Origin of the sequence: Phaeobacter sp. A36a-5a (assembly GCF_037911135.1) — a bacterium.
Lineage (GTDB): Bacteria > Pseudomonadota > Alphaproteobacteria > Rhodobacterales > Rhodobacteraceae > Phaeobacter > Phaeobacter bryozoorum.
The window spans coordinates 36,948-54,529 of the sequence record NZ_JBBLYU010000006.1; the positions used below are offsets into that span (position 1 = coordinate 36,948).

The window sequence follows — 17,582 nt, forward strand, 5'->3', positions numbered from 1 at the left end:
TTGTTTTGTCCCAATTTTGTCCTTAATGCAGCCGCCGCACGCAGGCCGGGCCGATCAGGTGTCAGCCCGTGTGTAGCCAGCCCGCGGAAGAAGAGTCAATGCAACCGCAGGGATTGGTCTGTAATGCCTTTGTTAGAGCCTGAATTTATGAACCCCAAGCGCGCAGCTGGCCAGGAACAGGTCTAGCCGACAAGCTGCTTCGGCGCGGCGCCACCCTTCGCGAGGGGGCGAGGAAAACTCACCTCAAAGACCGCACCACGAGGCTGGGCCGCCGAAACCTGCACGGTTCCGCCCCAGCTCTCCACGGTTTTCTTGATAAACGCCAGCCCCAGCCCGCTGCCTTCGGTCGAGGAGGACAGCCGGTGGAACGGGGCAAAGATCCGCTCGCGGTGTTCCTCCGGGATGCCCGGGCCATCGTCGCGCACCGAGATCGTCACCGCATCGGGACCGGTTTTCGCGCTCAGCACCACATGGCCGCGTTCCCGGTCGTGATGCTGAAAGGCGTTGGCGATCAGGTTGCGCATCACCATGTCAAAGGCGATCGGATTGACCTGTAGTTCCGGCATCCCCGCTTCGATGATCACCTCGAAACCGGCGCGCGGTCCGGCCAGTTCCAGCACCTCATGCAGGCGCTGCGATGGCTCGATCACCTCCGCCTGATGGCTCTCGCTATGGGTGGTGGAATAGACCAGCAGATCCTGCACCAGCTGCATCATCCGCTGCGACAGGCGTTCCATTTCAACCCAGTTGGAGCGGACGCCGTCGGGCAGATCTATCCCGGCTTCCTGCATGTCCTCGGCCACGAAATCAATCAGGTTGAGCAGGCTGAACAAAGGCGCCTTCAGATCATGTGCCGCAATGGCGGAGAAGGTGCGCAGATCCTCATTGACCACCTCCAGCGACCGGGCCTGCGCGGCAATCAGATCCTGCTGTTCCTGCAAGCGGGTCACATCCACCCGCAGGGAGGCAAAATGCCGGGGCCCCAGCTTGACATCACGGGCCTGAAACACCCGGCCATCCGTCGCGCGCACTGTCCGTGGCTCGGATCTTCCGCGCTGCAGATCCTCAACAATCTGATCAACAAGGGATACAATCTGCGCATCGGTGTAGGGGTTTTCGATGGTGCCATCCATATAGGATTTAATGATCATCTGCTGCATCGTCGCGCCCTTTTTCAGGGCCGCCACCATGCCGGGAAAGATCAGTTCAAACCCATGGTTCCAATGCACCGCCCGCAGGTTGTGATCATAGATCACGATGGCCGCAGCCACCTCATCCAGCGCCTCAACCAGCAGTTGGTCGCCAGCGCGATCCCTCAGCAACTTATTGGATTTGTTGCGATAATAATGGAACCAATAGCCCAGCGTCAGGATGACCGCCACCAGAACGGCACCGATCAGCAGGCCCCAGCGCACCAGAATATTGTCCCAGATCGTGCGCGACTGGCCAAACCATTTCTTGTCCAGATCGCGCAGCAAGTTGGCGTCAACACTTGCGGCGATGGCGGCGTCCAGCTCATCGCGCAGCGCCTCCTGCCCCGGCGCCACCAGGAACCCATAGGGGCTGCTGACCAGCGGCGGTGACAGCACCCGGACATGGTCGTCAACCTCAGCCATACGCAGCCGCCGCAGGAAACTGTTGTGGCCTGACACCACCACATCAATCTCACCGGTCAGAAACGGCAGGATCTGGGTGTCCATCGAGGCAAATTCGACCATCTCGGTGAAGGGGATCTGGCGGGCACCGTCAACGGCGAAACTGCCGCTGACCACGCCGATATCCATTCCAGCGAGATCATCCAGCTCGTAGATCTGATCGCTCTTGCGGACAAAGGCCCGCATCTCAAACGATCCAAGCGTGCGCGTGGCCAGCCCGGCGCTCAAACGCTCCGGCGTCAGCGCCAGAAGCGATGTCACATCCGCCCGGCCCAGACGCAGCTCATCCAGCATACCGGCCGGGTTTGTGTTGGGCTGAAACACGACCTCCCGCCCCGCCGCGCTGGCGATATGCCGCATCAGGTCGATCGACACGCCCTTTGGATATCCGTCAATATCGGTAAAGGAATAGGGCGGGTATTCCTCATAGGTCATCCGGATCGGTTCGGCCTGCCCCATGCTGGCCAAAGTCGGAACACCGACGAGAGCAAAGAACAGCAATACCGCCAGGCGCCGCATCGTGAATGTAAATAGTACCTGCAAGTGCCGTCCCGCTGTGCATACCCCTCAAGCCACCCATCTGGCCAAAAATGTCTGAACCTATCGTTAAAACGGGACGGTACCTACAGTTTTACCCATTAATCCCCGTAAAAAGCACCCCAGCCGCCGAGGTCGACAGCTGGGGCGAACAGAACAGACGGGTGAGCGGCCATTCCGGGCAGCCCTCAGTCCAGGGTATCCTCGATCAATGCCAGCAAAGCCTCCACCTGCGCGGGGTCGAGGCTGCGGCCCTTGAGGTCGATTCGCACCGCCGTCGGCGCCACCTCAGCCGACAGGTCCCCTCCCGATTGCAGCCGCCGCGCGGCCAGCCGGGTGACCTGCCGGGGGCGTCCGCCACGCGGCTTGGCCTCCGCCACCGGGTCCATATCCGACAGCGCGGTTTCCAGAAGCCGCCATTCCGCCCGCTCATCCGCCGGATCCGCCCCGGCCAGCGCGGCACGCAGGGCACCCTGCCCGCCCGACCGCAGCGCCGCCGCCAGTTTCAGCCCGGCCTTCTCCGACAGCGCATTGGGATAGCGCAGCAGATCGCCCAGCCCCTCATGCACGGCGGCAAAGCTGCGCACCTTGGAGCGTTTCGCCTTTGACGCCGCCGCAAACAGCGCCTCAACCGCCGCCTCAACCGAGGCAAACACCCCCTGCCCCGCCACCAGCACCGCAATGCGCCCGCGTTCATAGGGCGTCAGATTGGCGCGCAGCTCGTTTTCCTCGATCATCGCCACATAGGCGCCCGCACTGTCCGCGCCTCGCCGCAGAAACGCGGGGATCTCGGCAAACCCGTCTTCGCTCCGGTTCAGCCGTGCATAGGCTTCCAGACGGCGAAAGCCCGACACCAGACCAAAGCCATCGTCCAGCGCGATCACCTCAACCGGGCTGCGCAGACCATGGGCGCGGATAGAACTGATCAGCTCGTCCAGCTCCTCCTCGTCGATCTGCATCCGGTCGCGGCGCAGATAGTCGCGGTCAATCTCTGCCAGCGGAATGCGCAGCACGGTTTCCCCGGCAGTCTCAGCCGCGCGCCAGCGTTCGGCGTCTGCCTTGTCGCGGGCCATCTCGACCCGGTCCGCCACCGCCGCCATCCCGCGCAGCTGTGCCGCCTCGGCCGAGACCTTGGCAATCGGCGGCGCGCTGGCCGGGACGCCACCGGGCGCCGGGTCAAAGGGGTTGATGCCGGGTTTCGCGGCGAAACCTTCCTCGATGGCTTCGATTTCGGACGCGTCGGGGGCGCTCAGCCGTCTGCGTTTTGCCATGTTACTCCGCCTCTTCCATCTGGGTGTCACGCCACCAGCTGCCGATGAGCAGCTCCTTGAACTCCGCATAGGTCCGATCAAAGGTTTCGCGACCGCGTACATAGGTATCGCGGTTGAAGTCGCGATAGTCTGCTTCGTAGATCCCATTCACCTGTTCTCCCGCCTGCCCAACAAGGGCGGTGACATCCTGACGGTAGGCGTTCATGAAATCTCCGAAATAGGCTTGGATCACATTCGCCATGTCCGTCTGCTGACTGGCGTCAAAGCGCGTGATCAGCGCCCTTACTACGTCCCATTCAAATTTAATTTCCGGCAAACCCGCCGCGCGCTGTGCCATATTCTCGCCCTCCTCGATGGAGGCGAAGGTGGAATAGAGCATGTCGAAAAACCGCCCCGTAGAGTCGAACTCCAGAAACGATGCCCCCAGCGGCACCAGCAGGATATCCGCCGCCGCCAGCGCGTTGATGGTCAGATAGCCAAGCGCCGGAGGTGTATCGAGGAAGACGATATCGTAATCGTCCAGAATGCCCTCCTGCTCGAGGAAGTTGCTCAGCGCATCCCACAGCGGCCAGCTGCGCAGCCCCATGCGCCAGACCGGAATCTGGAATTCCGCCCAATACAGGTTCAGCTGCGCGCCGATCAGATCAATATTCGACCAATGGGTTTTCTGGATGACGTTTCGCGACGAAACCCGCAGCGCCTCGTTCAATGTCTCATCCAGCGGCAGTTCCGGCTCTCCGGCGGCGGCGCGCACGGCGTTTTCCGCAACCACGGATTTGGCGTAATCCTTGGCGATCAGCGGAAAGACGGTGGACCATTCGTCCTCAACCTTGCCGCCAAGGATTGAGGTCATCGACCCCTGGCTGTCCAGATCAATGACCAGCACCTTGTAGCCATCCAGCGCAGCCGACATCGCCAGATGCGCCGCCGTCGAGGTCTTGCCAACGCCGCCTTTGAAATTGGCTACCGCCGTCACCTTGGCCGGCACGCCCTTGGGCCGGTAGGGCAGATATTCCTTGGTCGAGATCCCTTCGGAGGCAAAATGCCGCCGCAGCGCCAGCACCTCCTCCAGAGTGAACCATTTGGAGCCGCCTTCACCCTCGCCCTGCGGCAGGTCGGGGTGGTTCTTCAACACCCGGCGCAGATGCTGTGGCGCGACCGGGATCAGATAGCGGGTGATCTCCCAGGTGGAGAATTTACGCAGCCGTTTTTCGCCGTCGGGCGCATAGCCGCGCCGGGCCAGATCCTCGCGCCCTTTGGTGCACATGGCGGCGGCCTTGGCGAACCGTGTGGTCTGGATCGGATCCGGCAGTTTGGCGGCGGCCTGTTTGGGATCCAGATTGAAATACGGGGGCAGGGGAGGCGATGTCATGTTGCGGCTCGATCTCGGTGCATGTGGATGCGTGTTATCGCGCGTGTTTTCTATTTGCGCTTATATGCCAGAGAATAGGGAACATCTTGCAGGCTGCCTAGGTCATATGGACCCGCAAGGGCAATTTTTGCAGGTGCTTCAATTCACCTCCGCCCGGTTTCGCCGCGAAACGTTCGGCTTTTCCTTGGAAAACTCAAAAATAGATGACAGCTAAACGTTTATATTTTTTAGAATCTTTAGAGTCTTTGGTTCCGGTTTAACATTCAATTACAGTCAGTTACCCCAGTTTGGGGACCCGCATCCGGTACAAGAGGCACCTGGACACGGGATGAAAGGCACCCGTATGCGGGATAACAGGCGCCTGAAAGCGGGGCAAAAGGCGCCGATTCTCAGGATGGCGCTGCACATCGGCAGTCCGGTGTCAGAGGTGTTGCCAGCCCGATGCTAGACCGAATGACAGCCATAAAACAGAGCCTGTTGCGCCATTTTTGACACTGATTGGCGGAAATTCCTGTTGCGCCCCCAGCGCGCGCTCTGGGCCTCTGCGGCGCAACGGTGGGTCGGATCATGCGATCATGGGGCATCGCCGCGATTCGCAACAGGGCGTCATTTGCCACGATTGATCCCGTGAACGGGTCCCTTTCGGCGTGGCGGTGGCCGCTGCCCGGAACCGGTGCCAAAGACAAATGTCGGCCGACCCAATAACAAAGGAACCCATGTGCGGTTGTCGCATAGGTTCCTTTTGTGGCAGGGTATGGCGCAATTGAGGCCCATGATGACAGGCAGTGATTCCATGGCAGAGCCCGGCTTTGACACAGAGCGGCTGACCGGCGCGTTGACCCGCGAAACGGTCAAGAAGAATGTCGCCGCGATCCATATCAGCGGCAAGCTGACGCTGTTGCAGCGCAAGCTGTCGAATGTGCTGCTGCTCAATGCCTATGACACGCTGACCTCGGCGCGCAGCCATACCATCGACGCGCGCACCTTGGCGATGATGGTGGGGTATAATTCCAACGATATCGACAGTCTGCGCGCCAGCCTGCGGGCGCTGGCCGAAACCGTTGCCGAATGGGACATGCTGGACGAACAGGGCCATCAGGAATGGGGCGTCTCCTCACTGCTCAGCTTTGCCAAGCTGAAGAATGGGATCTGCGAATATGCCTATTCGCCGGAGCTGGCCAAGAAACTGCACGACCCCAAGATCTTTGCCCTGATCAACGTCAAGATTCAGCGCAATTTCAGCTCCGGTCACGGGCTGGCGCTTTATGAAAACTGCTATCGTTTTGTGCGCACCGGATCGACCGGCTGGTGGGGGCTCGATATCTTTCGCAAGCTGATGGGGGTGGATGGCTCCGCCTATTACGAGAGTTTCAAACATCTCAACGCCAAGATCATCAAACCGGCGGTGGCCGAGGTCAATAAATCCTCCGACATCATCATCGAGCCGCAGACCCGCAAGAAAGGCCGCGCGGTCAGCGAAATCCGTTTCCTGATCCGTGAAAATCCGCAGATGGCGATGTTCCAGATCGACGACAGCGACGGGCTGCGCCAGCAACCGGTCTATAGGGCGCTGCGCGGGCAGGGCGTGTCGGACCGTCTGGCGCGGCAGTGGATCACCGAACACGGGCCGGATTACGTTCAGCAGAAACTGGATTACGTGGCCGGGCAGGGGGCGGTGAAATCGCGGCTTGGCTATCTGCGTGCGGCGATTGACGGCGATTACAGCGCGACACCAGAGGCCGGAACCCCGCCGCCGATCACAGCCGAGGAGGAGGCCCGCATCCGCGAGGCCCGTCTGGCACGCGAGGCGGAGGCCGCCGCAGAGGCCGCCGCCTTTGACGCCCGCGCCGCAGCCCGCCGGGACCGGGCGCGGCATCTGGAAACTGTCGAGGCGCTGGTTTCGCGGCGAAACCCGACCCAGCGTGACGCAGACAAACGGCTGTTCCTGTCGCGGCTGGAGAGCGATCTGGACCGCGAGCATTTCCGTCAGCATGGCTGGCGCTCGGCGCTCAATGCTGCGGCCATCATCGCCTTCTGGCGTGAGCTGGAGCCGGAGGCCTTCGACAGCTAGCGCGGTCCCGGCAGGGGGCGCAAGGGAACCAACAGCGGTCTGCCGCGTTGGTCCGGCATGGTCTATTTTCTATTCAACCCCTTTGCGCTGAGCCTGCTGCGGACGCTGCTGGCGGTCCTGCTGTCGGGTCTTGCCGCCCTGATCCTGCTGTCGATGCTGACCCAACCGGCCCGCGCGGGCGGAGCGCAGGCGCTGGATCCTGCACCGGTCGGATCTGTCGCGCCGTTTGTTCGACCCGCCGCACCGGGGTCGTGACCGCCCGCTGTCATTTTTCACCTGCCATGCCGCAGGCACCATAGTCAGGAACCCTCGCCATGTCCGCAGACCGCACCACCGATCATTCCGCCCGTGATTTCGCCTGGGCCGTGCCGATCATGCGGGCGGGCTACGCCGGGCGCGGGCTGGTCTACCTGCTGGTTGCGGGGCTGTCGCTCTGGTCGATCCTAAATGGCGGAGAGGCGGAGGGCACCGCCGAGACGATGCAGCGGTTTCGCAGCGGCTGGGGCATCGCGGTGCTGCTGGTGATCGCGCTGGCGATGCTGGCCTATGCCATCTGGAGGGCCGTGGACGGGATCTGGGATCTTGAAGATTATGGCAGCGACCTCAAAGGAGTGGTGGCAAGGGCCGGGATGATCATCACCGGTTTGGTGCATCTGGGGCTGGCCGCGCTTGCCATCATTGTTGCGGTTGGGGTCAGCCGGGGCGGTGGCGACACTGGCGTCGTACAGCAGCTGTTTGCCTCTCCGATGGGTCAGCTGGCGGCGGGGATCATCGGGGTGATCACCATCGCCGTCGGCTTCTACTATCTGCACAAGGCCTGGACGCAGGGCTACCTTGACCACCTACAGGGCAACCCGGTCACCCGCCATCTGAACATGGCGCTGCGCATCGGGCTGGCCGGGCAGGGGGTTGCAGTGGGCATCATCGGCCTGCTGATCGTACAGGCCGCCACCTATTCCTCCCGCAGCGAGGCGGGTGGTCTGGGGTCGGCCTTTGACTGGCTGCAATCCAAAGCCTATGGTCAGGCGCTGGTGATTGCCCTCTGCCTTGGTCTTCTGGGGTTTGGCCTGTTCTGCTTTGTCAACGCGCGCTACCGGATCGTGCCACGGGCCGATGCCTCCGGCACGCCGTCGCTGCGGCAATTGCTGAACGGCTGAGGCGGTTCCCCGACCAAGCGATCAGGCGACCGCACCACACCGGCGCGTGCCTCTCGGCGCAGGGGCGGAGCCGGGAGGTCAGGCCAGCACGCGGATATAGCCCGCCAGCCCGGTTTTCTGATGTTCGATCACATGGCAGTGAAACGCCCAGTCGCCGGGATTGTCGGCCACCAGTGCCACCTCGATGATTTCATCCTTCAGCAGCAGCGCGGTATCGGTCCAGTTGGACGGCAGGCTGCGCCGGTTCGACCGCAGCGGGCGGAACACCAGACCGTGCAGGTGGATCGGATGGGCGTTGGGGCTTTCATTGCGCAGCCGCAGGATCACGCTTTCGCCGCGGTTGAGCACCAGCAGCGGGGCGGCGCCGGGGGTGTCGGGATCGGCAGCGTCACCGGGCCAGGGTTTGCGGTTGATCGACCAGAAGCTATAGCCCAGCGAGCCGCAATAACCGTTCTCCTGCGCGCCGCCTTCGGGCGTCCAGCCAAAAACCAGATCCTCGGTGCGCGCTTTGGTCAGATCCGGCTCAGGCACGTCATTGGCGGGCAGCGGCGACAGCTCGGCCAGATCGCGGCCAAGGCTGGGACCGGTGGCGCGGATCCGGGCCAGACGGCGGGGTCCGCCGGGAAAGTCGGTCATCACATCGACATAGGCGCCTTCGATGCGGGGCATCTGCACCGCGATATCCAGACGTTGGCCGGGTGACAGCAGGGCAGGGGCCTTATCGGTGGGCCAGTCGATGGCCTCGCGCAGCGGGTGACCATCGGCGGCAATCACCTGACCGGAGGCACCCAGCACAAAGGGTTTGTAGATCCGCGTGGTATCGGTGGCCGCAAGCCGCAGCCGCGCCAGCCCGCCGGTGGGGGCCTCATAGGTCGGGTCGCTGTCCCAATTGGCGGTTATGATGGTGCCAAAGGTGCCCGCCCGCGCCGCCCCGCGCGCAGTCCACAGCTTCAGCCATTCGCCATTGGGGCGCAGTCGGAAATCGCGCAGGTTCAGGGCAATATCGGCGTCAAATCCGGGGTCTTCGGCCTCTTCCACCACCAGCACGCCGGTCAGCCCCATGGCCATCTGGTTCATCGTCATGCAATGCGGGTGATACCAATAGGTGCCGGCATCCATCGGGGTGAAGTGGTAGTCGAAACTCTCCCCCTCGCCGATGGGGAACTGCGTCAGATAGGGCACCCCGTCCATGGCATTGTCCAGCCGGATGCCGTGCCAGTGCATTGCCGTGTAATCGGGCAGGGCATTGGTGACCCGCGCGGCAAAGGGCTGACCCTGTTTAATGCGGATGACCGGCGGCGGCCCGTCAGGGCGGGTCGAGATCAGGTCATCAGTGGGCTGATCGGCGATGGTATAGCGGGCGCGCTGGATGTGGATCGGCAGAGGCACCGCCGTGGGTTGGGCGCTGGCCCGCGCCCTGGCCGGGGTGGTGAGCTGTGCGCCCGCCAGCCCCAGTGGCGCCAGCATCCCGGCGGCCCCTGTCAATTGCAGCGCGCGGCGGCGGCTCAGGCGGGGCGAAGGTCTGTCTGCGGTCATGGTTCTACCGGTTGCGGGAGAGGCTGCGGGCAGGCTAGCGGGTTTGGCTGGCGGGTGTAAGATCCGGCGACAGGGCTGCGGCGGAATTACCCGCCCTCTATGTGCCGGTCAGCGAGCCGCGGGCCTGCCGCAGGACGGTGCCGATCTTGCGGAACAGATCGGCGCGCACGCTGGTTGGCCGCCAGCCGAGGGTCACCCGGCGCGGGCAGGCATCGGCAAGCGGCGTCATCACCACATCCTGTCCCGCCGCAACCCCGGCATCGACCGCGAGATCGGGCAGCAGGGTGATCCCCAGCCCCTCGCTCACCATGGAGATCAGGGTGGAGAGCGAGGTGGCGGCAAAACTGTCGTCGCGCTGGATATCGCGATCGGGAAAGGCGCTGAGCGCGTGATGATGCAGACAATGGCCCTGTTCGAGCAACAGCAGCTGTCGCCCGTCCAGATCGGCCCCGCGAAGGGCGGTGTCGGCCCCGGCGCTGAGGTCAGAGGCGGGCGGCGGCGCGGCAAGGTGATAGCCGTCGTCGAACAGATGCAGGGTTTCCAGCCCGGAGGCGGCATAGGGTTCGGCATAGATCACCAGATCCAGCCGCCCGCTGTGGACGCCTTCCAGCAGCTGGCCGGTCAGTTCCTCGCGCAGGTAGAGTTGCAGATCGGGAAAGCTGGATTTCAGCGCAGGCATGGCGCGGGGGATCAGGAAGGGACCGATGGTGGGGATTGCGCCCATCCGCAGGGTGCCGCCTTCGGGTCGGGCCTGAGCGGCGGCAAGCTCCTCGATCTCGCGGCTGTCCTGCAACAGCTTGCGGGCGCGTTCGGCAATCTGGGCGCCGACCGGGGTGAGGATGACCGAGCGTTTGGTGCGCTCTGCCAGGGTGACGCCGAGCCGCTCTTCCAGCTCCCGCAGGCCGACGCTGAGCGTCGGCTGGCTGACAAAGCATCTGGCGGCGGCGCGGGAAAAGTTCAGCTCATCCGCAACCGCCACAAGGAAGCGCAGCTGTCGCAGGGTGAGGCTGGTGTTATAGGGGGCGTCTATCATCTTGCGTTTTTTAATCCGGTTTTACGCAGGCAGGCAAGCTGTGCCGATCAGGTTCTCGCCCCGACTCAGGTGGCATGTGCTAGGGTGGGCGACAGCAGGGGACGGAGAATTTCTGATAGCTATTTCCTATATAAGAAATCCTAATTTATCATTTCTTATAATCACGATCCACTGCTAGCCTTTGCCCGGAGAGGCCCGGTCCCGGCGTATTGTCAGGGAGGAATGCCGGCGCGTCATGACCCAAGACCCAGGAGAGACAACATGCAGCAAGGTGACGGAAACACAGGCGGAAAATGCCCGGTTCTGCACGGAAGCAACACCAACACCAGCGCCGGTGTGGCAGATTGGTGGCCCAATGCGCTGAACCTCGACATCCTGCACCAGCACGACCGCAAGACCGACCCGATGCCCGAGGGGTTCGACTACCGCGAGGCGGTGAAATCCCTGGATGTTGAGGCGCTGAAGGCGGATCTGACGGCGCTGATGACCGACAGCCAGAGCTGGTGGCCCGCCGATTGGGGCACCTATGCGGGTCTGATGGTGCGGATGGCCTGGCATTCGGCGGGCACCTACCGCGCGGCGGATGGCCGGGGTGGGGCGACCACCGGCAACCAGCGCTTTGCACCGCTGAACTCCTGGCCGGACAATGTCAATCTGGACAAGGCGCGCCGTCTGCTGTGGCCGATCAAACAGAAATACGGCAACAGCCTGTCCTGGGCCGATCTGATCGCACTGGCGGGCAATATTGCTTATGAGTCCGTTGGCTTGCCGACCTATGGTTTCTCCTTTGGCCGCGAGGATATCTGGTCGCCGGAGAAAGACGTCTACTGGGGCGCGGAAAAGGAATGGCTGGCCGCAGGGCGCTATGAGGATGGCGCGGATCGTGACTCGCTTGCCAATCCGCTGGCGGCCGTACAGATGGGCCTGATCTATGTGAACCCCGAAGGTGTCGGCGGCGAACCGGATCCGCTGCGCACGGCGCAGGATGTGCGGATCACCTTTGAACGCATGGCGATGAACGACGAGGAAACCGTGGCGCTGACCGCAGGGGGCCACACCATCGGCAAGGCGCATGGCAATGGCCGCGCCGATGCGATTGGCAATGATCCCGAAGGCGGCAGCCTGATCGAACAGGGTCTGGGCTGGAGCAACAGCAACGGCACCGGCCATGGGCGCGACACCATGTCCAGCGGCATCGAAGGCGCCTGGACCACCAATCCGACCAAATGGGACAACGGCTATTTCTACCTGCTGTTCACCTACGACTGGGAGCTGAAGAAAAGCCCGGCAGGCGCCTGGCAGTGGGAGCCGGTCAACATCAAGGAAGAGGACAAGCCGGTGGATGTGGAGGATCCCTCGATCCGTCACAACCCGATCATGACCGATGCGGATATGGCGATGATCAAGGACCCGGAATACCGCAAGATCTCCGAACGGTTCTACAAGGATCCGGCCTATTTCGCGGATGTCTTTGCCCGCGCCTGGTTCAAGCTGCTGCACCGCGATATGGGGCCGCGCAACCGGTATATCGGCCCGGAGGCGCCGCAGGAGGATCTGATCTGGCAGGACAATATCCCCGCAGGCAGCACCGGCTATGATGTGGCCGCGACCAGGCAGCTGCTGCGCGATTGCGGCCTGTCGCAGGCCGATATGATCGCCACCGCCTGGGACAGCGCGCGGACCTTCCGTGGATCTGACCTGCGCGGTGGGGCCAATGGCGCCCGGATCCGTCTGGCGCCGCAGAAGGACTGGGTTGGCAATGAGCCGGAGCGTCTGGGTCGCGTGCTGGAAACCTATGAAGGGATTGCCGAAAAGAGCGGCGCGAGCCTTGCCGATGTGATCGTTCTGGGGGGAGCTGTGGCGATTGAGGCCGCCGCCGAGGCTGCCGGTTTCGCCACCGAGGTGCCCTTTGCCCCCGGTCGTGGCGATGCCAGCGCCGAGCAGACCGATGTTGCCTCTTTTGCGGTGCTGGAGCCGGTTCACGATGCTTTCCGCAACTGGTTGCAGGGCGATTTCGCCGCCTCGGCGGTGGAGATGATGCTGGATCGGGCCCATCTGATGGGGCTGACCGCCAAGGAAATGACGGTTCTGATCGGCGGCCTGCGGGTGCTGGGGGTCAACCATGGCGGCCGCAAGCATGGGGTCTTTACCGACCGCGAAGGCGTGCTGAGCACCGATTTCTTCGTCAATCTGCTGGACATGGGCAATGTCTGGCGCGCGGCGGGCGATGAGGTCTATGAGGTCGCGGATCGCCAGAGCGGCGATGTGAAATGGACCGCCACCAATGTGGATCTGGTGTTCGGCTCCAATTCCATCCTGCGCGCCTATGCCGAGGTCTATGCCCAGGATGACAACCGCGACAAATTCGTCAGAGATTTCGTCGCAGCCTGGACCAAGGTGATGAACGCCGACCGGTTCGATCTGCACTGACCCCATCCGATTTCACGGATGATGAGCTAAACGACCCCGTCCGGCAGCTGATGCCGGGGGGGGGTTTCATGGCTCAGGTCGGGGTGGAGCCGGCAGCGCCGCCTTCGGTTGCCAGCAGCGGTGCAAGCACCGGGGCAGGGGCCTCGATCAGATCGCTGAGACGGTATTTCATTAGCACCTCGGCAAAGGCCTGTGCTGCCTCGCAGAGCACCCCTTTGAGGCGGCAGTTGCCGACCAGCAGGCAGCTGCTGCAATCGACGATCTCCATCGGTTCGCCCATCGCCTGCACCACATCGCCGAGGCGAATCGCTGCCGGATCCATGTTCATCTGCACCCCGCCCGACCGGCCCCGGATGCTGCGGATATAGCCGTGGCGGACCAGCTCGCTGATGATCTTCATCACGGAACTGACCGGCAGCTGGTGCATGCGGCTCAATGTCTCAATCTCGAACATCTGCTCGGGCCGGCTGCCCAGCAAAATAAGGAGCCTCAGCGCGTAGTCGGTTTTCAGCTTCAGCTTCATTGCGGGCTCCGGGTGGCGGCATCTGCGGTGTTTAATATTCATTTCGGTTGAATGTTTGTATAGCGGAAATATACATTCAGCTGAAATGAATGTTTTACCACGGCCACCCGGATATCCCGGTTCCGGCCAAAGCAGAGAAGGACCAGACCCATGGCACAGCCCCTGTCAGAGCAGACCAAGGCGATTGTGACCGCAACCGTTCCCGCGCTGGAGGCCCATGGTGGCGCCATCGTTGCGCAGATGTATGAGCGCCTGTTGGCGGATGCGGAAATCCGCGCCCTGTTCAACCAGTCACATCAGCAGAACGGGTCCAGCCAGCACGCGGCGCTGGCCAATGCGATCCTGGGCTACGCCCGCAATATCGACAATCTGGGCGCGCTGAGCGGCGTGGTGGAGCGGATCGTCAACAAACATGTCAGCCTGCAGATCAAGCCCGCGCATTACGCCCATGTGGCGACCGCGCTGCTGGGGGCGATCGAGGCGGTGCTGGGCGATGCGGCAACGCCGGAGGTGCTGGACGCCTGGGGGGCCGCCTATTGGTTCCTTGCCGATCTGCTGATCGCGGCGGAAAGCAGGATGTATGAGGAGATTGCCGCAGCGGAGGGCGGCTGGGAGGGCTGGCGCGATTTTGCCATCACCGGGATCCTGCGCGAGAGCGCTTCGGTCAAATCCTTTGTCCTGCGGCCGGTGGATGGCGGTGCGGTGCTGCGGCACAAGCCGGGGCAATATCTGTCCTTTGATTTCGATAGCCCCGAGACCGGCAAGGCGCGGCGGAACTATTCGATCTCCTGCGCGCCGAACGGGGAATACTACCGGATCTCGGTCAAGCAGGAGCCGGGTGGCGTGATCAGCGGCTGGCTGCATGAGGTCGCGGCGGAGGGCACCATCCTGCGCGTGGCGGCCCCGGCGGGGGATTTCTATCTGAAGGATCAGGCGGAGGCGGAGGTGGTGCTGCTGTCGGCCGGTGTCGGGCTGACGCCTATGGTCGCCATGCTGGAGAGCCTGGCCGCGAATGATCGCAGCGCCACCTATCTGCACGCGGCGGTCGATGGCGATAATCTGGCGATGGAGGGGCTGAGCAAATCGTTGGCGAAACGCAGTGTGATCTTCCTCGAAACGCCGAGCGAGGCTGACCGCGCCGCCGCGCGTTATGATGTGGAAGGGCGGATCACCCCGGACTGGCTGGCGGCGAATACCAATACCGCCGTTTCGGACTATTACATCTGTGGGCCAAAGGGATTCATGGCGATGGCCATCGCGGGTCTGCGGGCGGCGAATGTCGATATGGAGCGGATCCATTATGAGTTCTTTGGTCCGGCGGAAGATCTGGGTGTCGCCTGACACCTGACGCCCGACATCTGAGGGCTTGACCGGACCCATGCTGTGATATGGCCGCGACGTTGAGCTGTCGCGGCCATATTGCGTGATGCCTGTCGCGTGATGCCCCTGTTAATGGGCGAGGAAGATCGGCAGCTCTGTCTGCTGGAGCATCGTGCGCGTGGTGCCGCCGAACATCGCCTGACGCATACGAGAGTGGCCATAAGCCCCCATCACCACCAGATCGGCGCCGATTTCGCGCGCCCGCGACTGGATGCTGGTGCCGATTTCCTGCCCGTTGCTGGCAAATTGCGACAGGGTGACGGCGCAGCCATGGTGGCTGAGCCAGGCGGCGATATCGGTGCCGGGATCCTCGCCATCGCGGCCATGGGACAGATCGGAGTCGATGCAGCCGATGATCACCTCGCTGGCCTTGCGCAGATAGGGCAGGGCGGCATGGGCGGCGCGCGCCGCTGACAGGCTGCTGTCCCAGGCGAGGAAAATGCGGTCGCGGTGGGCAAAGGGGCTGCCGTTCAGCATCAGCGGCACCGGGGACTGGAACAGGATGCCATAGGTGGCTTCGCGGAACACGGGATCCGGGTCGGTCAGATCGTCGGCGATCTGGGCAATGTCGCAGGTCAGCGCCCGCCGTGCGGCGACCAGACCGATATCATTGCCCGACCAGACCGCGAACTGCACGTCGCCGGGGCAGTTGCTGCGGGCCAGCAGCGTCTCGATGTCGTCGACACGTTTCTTGGCGGCGGCCTTGTTCTGCCGCAGGCGTTCCAACGGACCGTCCGAGGCAACCAGGGCGGCGTAACCGGAGTGGCCAAAGGCGAAACTGGGCGGACCGGGCAGCGCCTCCAGCAACAGGCAGGCGAGATGCGCCTCCTGTTCGGCGGCGGCCTCGGCGGCGGCGGTGATGGTCTCGTCGCGGGTGTCTTTGCTGAGGATGAAGAGGGATGTTCTGCGTTGCATGGCGTGCCTCCTGACGGGATGCGGCGGGCGGATCTGCCCGCGGCTGACGTCATTAGATCATCTGTGACAGCGGCCGCCATGATCCTGATCAAGCCTCGGCCGGTTGTCGCGACCGGGAGCAATGAGGCACAGCACGGGCGCGCGACCTGCCGGGGCTGACAGGCGATTTTGCAGCTGCGGCATCACGTCCGATTGCCGCAGTATACGATGGGATGCCGTCATGGGTTTGGACGGCGCGGCCATGTATTTCCAAAGAAATCACGGCAGGACAAAGGCGGAAAATCGCTCACCTTAACGTTGTGTAAGTTTCATAAAACTGCCGCTTGACGGATACAAAACATGCTGTAAGTTGCGTGCAAACACGTAAAAGGCGAAGAAAATTCTGCGCCGAAACCTGTTGAAACTTTGTCGAAGGTCCCGCCGTGTCATGAATATCATTCTCTTTGCGCCGCCAAAAATCCTTTTACAGCATAGTGTTACCGATTGGGTTGAGGCGATTGGGCCAGCCAGCATCATCCTGACCTGCGCCAGTGCCAAAGCGGCGTTGATGGACAGCTTTCCCGAGGGGCTGGATATCCGCTTCTTTCAGAATTTCAATGATAACGCGGAGGTGGAGCTGGCGGCGATCGAGATCGCGCGCGGCCTTGCGGATCCGGTCTGTGTCGCGCTGGCGGAGATTGACGTGCTGCGCGCCGCGCGGGTGAATGACTACCTCGGCGTGTCGACGGATGCTGCGGTGCAGCTCGACGCCTATCGCGACAAATACGCGATGAAGACCCGCGCGCGGGAGGCAGGGCTGCCGGTCAGCGACATGGCGGTGGTGCGCAATGCGATGGATATCCGCGGATTTATCGACAGCTGGGGGTATCCGGTTGTTCTGAAGCCCCGCGACGGGCGCGGATCAAACGGGGTCTGCGTGATCCGCGGGGCCGACGATCTGGCGGGATGGCTGGCGCGGCAGGACAGTACAACGTTTTACAACACGATGATCGAGCGGTTTGTCGCCGGGGATCATTATATCGTCAACGGGCTCTATGTGGATGGGCGCCCGATTGTGATTTCGCCGGTGCGGGTGCTGACCTCGGCGCTGGATTTCCTCGGCGGGCGTTCACATGATCTGCATATGCTGGAGCCGACGACGCCGCTGCGCGATCGGCTGGTGGCCTATTCCCGCCATCTGGTCGAAGAGGTGATGCCCTCGCCGCCGACGCTGTTGTTCCATCTTGAGGTCTTTGTCAGCCCGGATGGCACCATTGTCCTGGGCGAGATCGCCTCGCGGCTGGGCGGGGTGTTCTTCAACCAGGAAATGACCGAGGCTTGGGGATTGGATCCGCGCATGACCTATCTGCGGGCGATGCGGGATCCGGGGTTTGAGAACACGGCACGGCCTGAGCCGATGCAGGAGCCCGTGCGGCTGGTTGGCCAGCTCTGCGTGCCGCCGCGCGACGGTGTGCTGCGCACGGTGCCGGAGCGCTGCCCGTTCGAGTTCGTGCGTGCCTATCGGATGAGCGGCGTGGCGGGGCGGCAGTATGGTCAGATGGCCTATACCAATGCCGAGATCCTGAACGCCATCGTCGAGGGCGACAGCGAGGCGGAGCTGCGCGCGCGGCTGCGGCAGCTGGAGGATTGGTTCCACAGTGCCTGCCAATGGGAGACCAGCGCCGCGGCCTGATCCAGACCTGCCCCTGTTCGCCTGATGCCC

Annotated in this window: 13 protein-coding genes; 6 read left to right on the forward strand and 7 right to left on the reverse strand. The window is 63.0% G+C overall.

Annotated features, from left to right (window positions below; genetic code table 11):
- Nucleotides 1–182: 182 nt before the first annotated feature.
- The 3 genes from WLQ66_RS18295 to WLQ66_RS18305 all read right to left on the reverse strand — a co-directional run bounded on the left by WLQ66_RS18295 (nt 183) and on the right by WLQ66_RS18305 (nt 4,835).
- Entirely contained in the window at nt 183–2,198 is a 2,016-nt protein-coding gene (locus WLQ66_RS18295; RefSeq protein ID WP_340547774.1) for an ATP-binding protein, read from the reverse strand.
- A 182-nt stretch (nt 2,199–2,380) separates the two neighbouring features.
- Nucleotides 2,381–3,463 carry a ParB/RepB/Spo0J family partition protein gene (locus WLQ66_RS18300; RefSeq protein ID WP_340547775.1) on the reverse strand — a complete coding sequence of 361 codons (1,083 nt, stop codon included), beginning with the start codon at nt 3,461–3,463 and terminating at the stop codon, nt 2,381–2,383.
- Nucleotide 3,464: 1 nt separating this feature from the next.
- On the reverse strand, nt 3,465–4,835 hold the full coding sequence (locus tag WLQ66_RS18305) for an AAA family ATPase (RefSeq protein WP_340547776.1): 1,371 nt from the start codon (nt 4,833–4,835) through the stop codon (nt 3,465–3,467).
- A 793-nt stretch (nt 4,836–5,628) separates the two neighbouring features.
- Between WLQ66_RS18305 and WLQ66_RS18310 the strand changes: the two genes are divergently transcribed.
- From WLQ66_RS18310 to WLQ66_RS18320, 3 genes are read left to right on the forward strand one after another with little or no spacing between them, the layout of a single operon-like run.
- Nucleotides 5,629–6,906: a replication initiation protein gene (locus WLQ66_RS18310; protein WP_340547812.1), complete on the forward strand. Its 1,278-nt coding sequence runs from the start codon at nt 5,629–5,631 to the stop codon at nt 6,904–6,906.
- Nucleotides 6,907–6,963: 57 nt separating this feature from the next.
- A complete protein-coding gene (locus WLQ66_RS18315) occupies nt 6,964–7,161 on the forward strand; it encodes a hypothetical protein (RefSeq protein WP_340547777.1) in 198 nt (65 codons plus the stop codon).
- Nucleotides 7,162–7,220: 59 nt separating this feature from the next.
- On the forward strand, nt 7,221–8,063 hold the full coding sequence (locus WLQ66_RS18320; RefSeq protein WP_340547778.1) for a DUF1206 domain-containing protein: 843 nt from the start codon (nt 7,221–7,223) through the stop codon (nt 8,061–8,063).
- A 78-nt stretch (nt 8,064–8,141) separates the two neighbouring features.
- Here the strand turns inward: WLQ66_RS18320 and WLQ66_RS18325 are convergent, their stop codons facing one another.
- Entirely contained in the window at nt 8,142–9,599 is a 1,458-nt protein-coding gene (locus WLQ66_RS18325) for a multicopper oxidase family protein (RefSeq protein WP_340547779.1), read from the reverse strand.
- A 97-nt stretch (nt 9,600–9,696) separates the two neighbouring features.
- The gene (locus WLQ66_RS18330) at nt 9,697–10,632 is read right to left on the reverse strand and encodes a hydrogen peroxide-inducible genes activator (protein WP_340547780.1); all 936 of its coding nucleotides are present in this window, start codon (nt 10,630–10,632) and stop codon (nt 9,697–9,699) included.
- A 261-nt stretch (nt 10,633–10,893) separates the two neighbouring features.
- Here WLQ66_RS18330 and katG point away from each other — a divergent pair, with 261 nt between their 5' ends.
- On the forward strand, nt 10,894–13,062 hold the full coding sequence (gene katG / locus WLQ66_RS18335) for a catalase/peroxidase HPI (protein WP_340547781.1): 2,169 nt from the start codon (nt 10,894–10,896) through the stop codon (nt 13,060–13,062).
- A 73-nt stretch (nt 13,063–13,135) separates the two neighbouring features.
- Here the strand turns inward: katG and WLQ66_RS18340 are convergent, their stop codons facing one another.
- Entirely contained in the window at nt 13,136–13,585 is a 450-nt protein-coding gene (locus WLQ66_RS18340; RefSeq protein ID WP_340547782.1) for an RrF2 family transcriptional regulator, read from the reverse strand.
- A gap of 150 nt (nt 13,586–13,735) precedes the next feature.
- On the opposite strand from WLQ66_RS18340, the gene hmpA reads away from it, so the two are divergent.
- Complete coding sequence (hmpA, locus tag WLQ66_RS18345; RefSeq protein WP_340547783.1) at nt 13,736–14,926, forward strand: NO-inducible flavohemoprotein; 1,191 nt, start codon at nt 13,736–13,738, stop codon at nt 14,924–14,926.
- Between the two features lie 108 nt (nt 14,927–15,034).
- On the opposite strand, the gene WLQ66_RS18350 is transcribed toward hmpA, so the two are convergent.
- Nucleotides 15,035–15,880 carry a universal stress protein gene (locus WLQ66_RS18350; RefSeq protein WP_340547784.1) on the reverse strand — a complete coding sequence of 282 codons (846 nt, stop codon included), beginning with the start codon at nt 15,878–15,880 and terminating at the stop codon, nt 15,035–15,037.
- 427 nt (nt 15,881–16,307) lie between these two features.
- Here WLQ66_RS18350 and WLQ66_RS18355 point away from each other — a divergent pair, with 427 nt between their 5' ends.
- A complete protein-coding gene (locus WLQ66_RS18355) occupies nt 16,308–17,552 on the forward strand; it encodes an ATP-grasp domain-containing protein (protein ID WP_340547785.1) in 1,245 nt (414 codons plus the stop codon).
- The last annotated feature ends 30 nt before the right edge of the window (nt 17,553–17,582 follow it).

Coding starts and splice junctions, on each gene's coding strand:
- WLQ66_RS18310 (WP_340547812.1), top strand. CDS start 5,629: ATGGCAGAGCCCGGCTTTGACACAGAGCGGCTGACCGGCGCGTTGACC.
- WLQ66_RS18300 (WP_340547775.1), bottom strand. CDS start 3,463: ATGGCAAAACGCAGACGGCTGAGCGCCCCCGACGCGTCCGAAATCGAA.
- WLQ66_RS18315 (WP_340547777.1), top strand. CDS start 6,964: ATGGTCTATTTTCTATTCAACCCCTTTGCGCTGAGCCTGCTGCGGACG.
- WLQ66_RS18340 (WP_340547782.1), bottom strand. CDS start 13,585: ATGAAGCTGAAGCTGAAAACCGACTACGCGCTGAGGCTCCTTATTTTG.
- WLQ66_RS18330 (WP_340547780.1), bottom strand. CDS start 10,632: ATGATAGACGCCCCCTATAACACCAGCCTCACCCTGCGACAGCTGCGC.
- WLQ66_RS18320 (WP_340547778.1), top strand. CDS start 7,221: ATGTCCGCAGACCGCACCACCGATCATTCCGCCCGTGATTTCGCCTGG.
- WLQ66_RS18325 (WP_340547779.1), bottom strand. CDS start 9,599: ATGACCGCAGACAGACCTTCGCCCCGCCTGAGCCGCCGCCGCGCGCTG.
- WLQ66_RS18355 (WP_340547785.1), top strand. CDS start 16,308: ATGAATATCATTCTCTTTGCGCCGCCAAAAATCCTTTTACAGCATAGT.
- hmpA (WP_340547783.1), top strand. CDS start 13,736: ATGGCACAGCCCCTGTCAGAGCAGACCAAGGCGATTGTGACCGCAACC.
- katG (WP_340547781.1), top strand. CDS start 10,894: ATGCAGCAAGGTGACGGAAACACAGGCGGAAAATGCCCGGTTCTGCAC.
- WLQ66_RS18305 (WP_340547776.1), bottom strand. CDS start 4,835: ATGACATCGCCTCCCCTGCCCCCGTATTTCAATCTGGATCCCAAACAG.
- WLQ66_RS18350 (WP_340547784.1), bottom strand. CDS start 15,880: ATGCAACGCAGAACATCCCTCTTCATCCTCAGCAAAGACACCCGCGAC.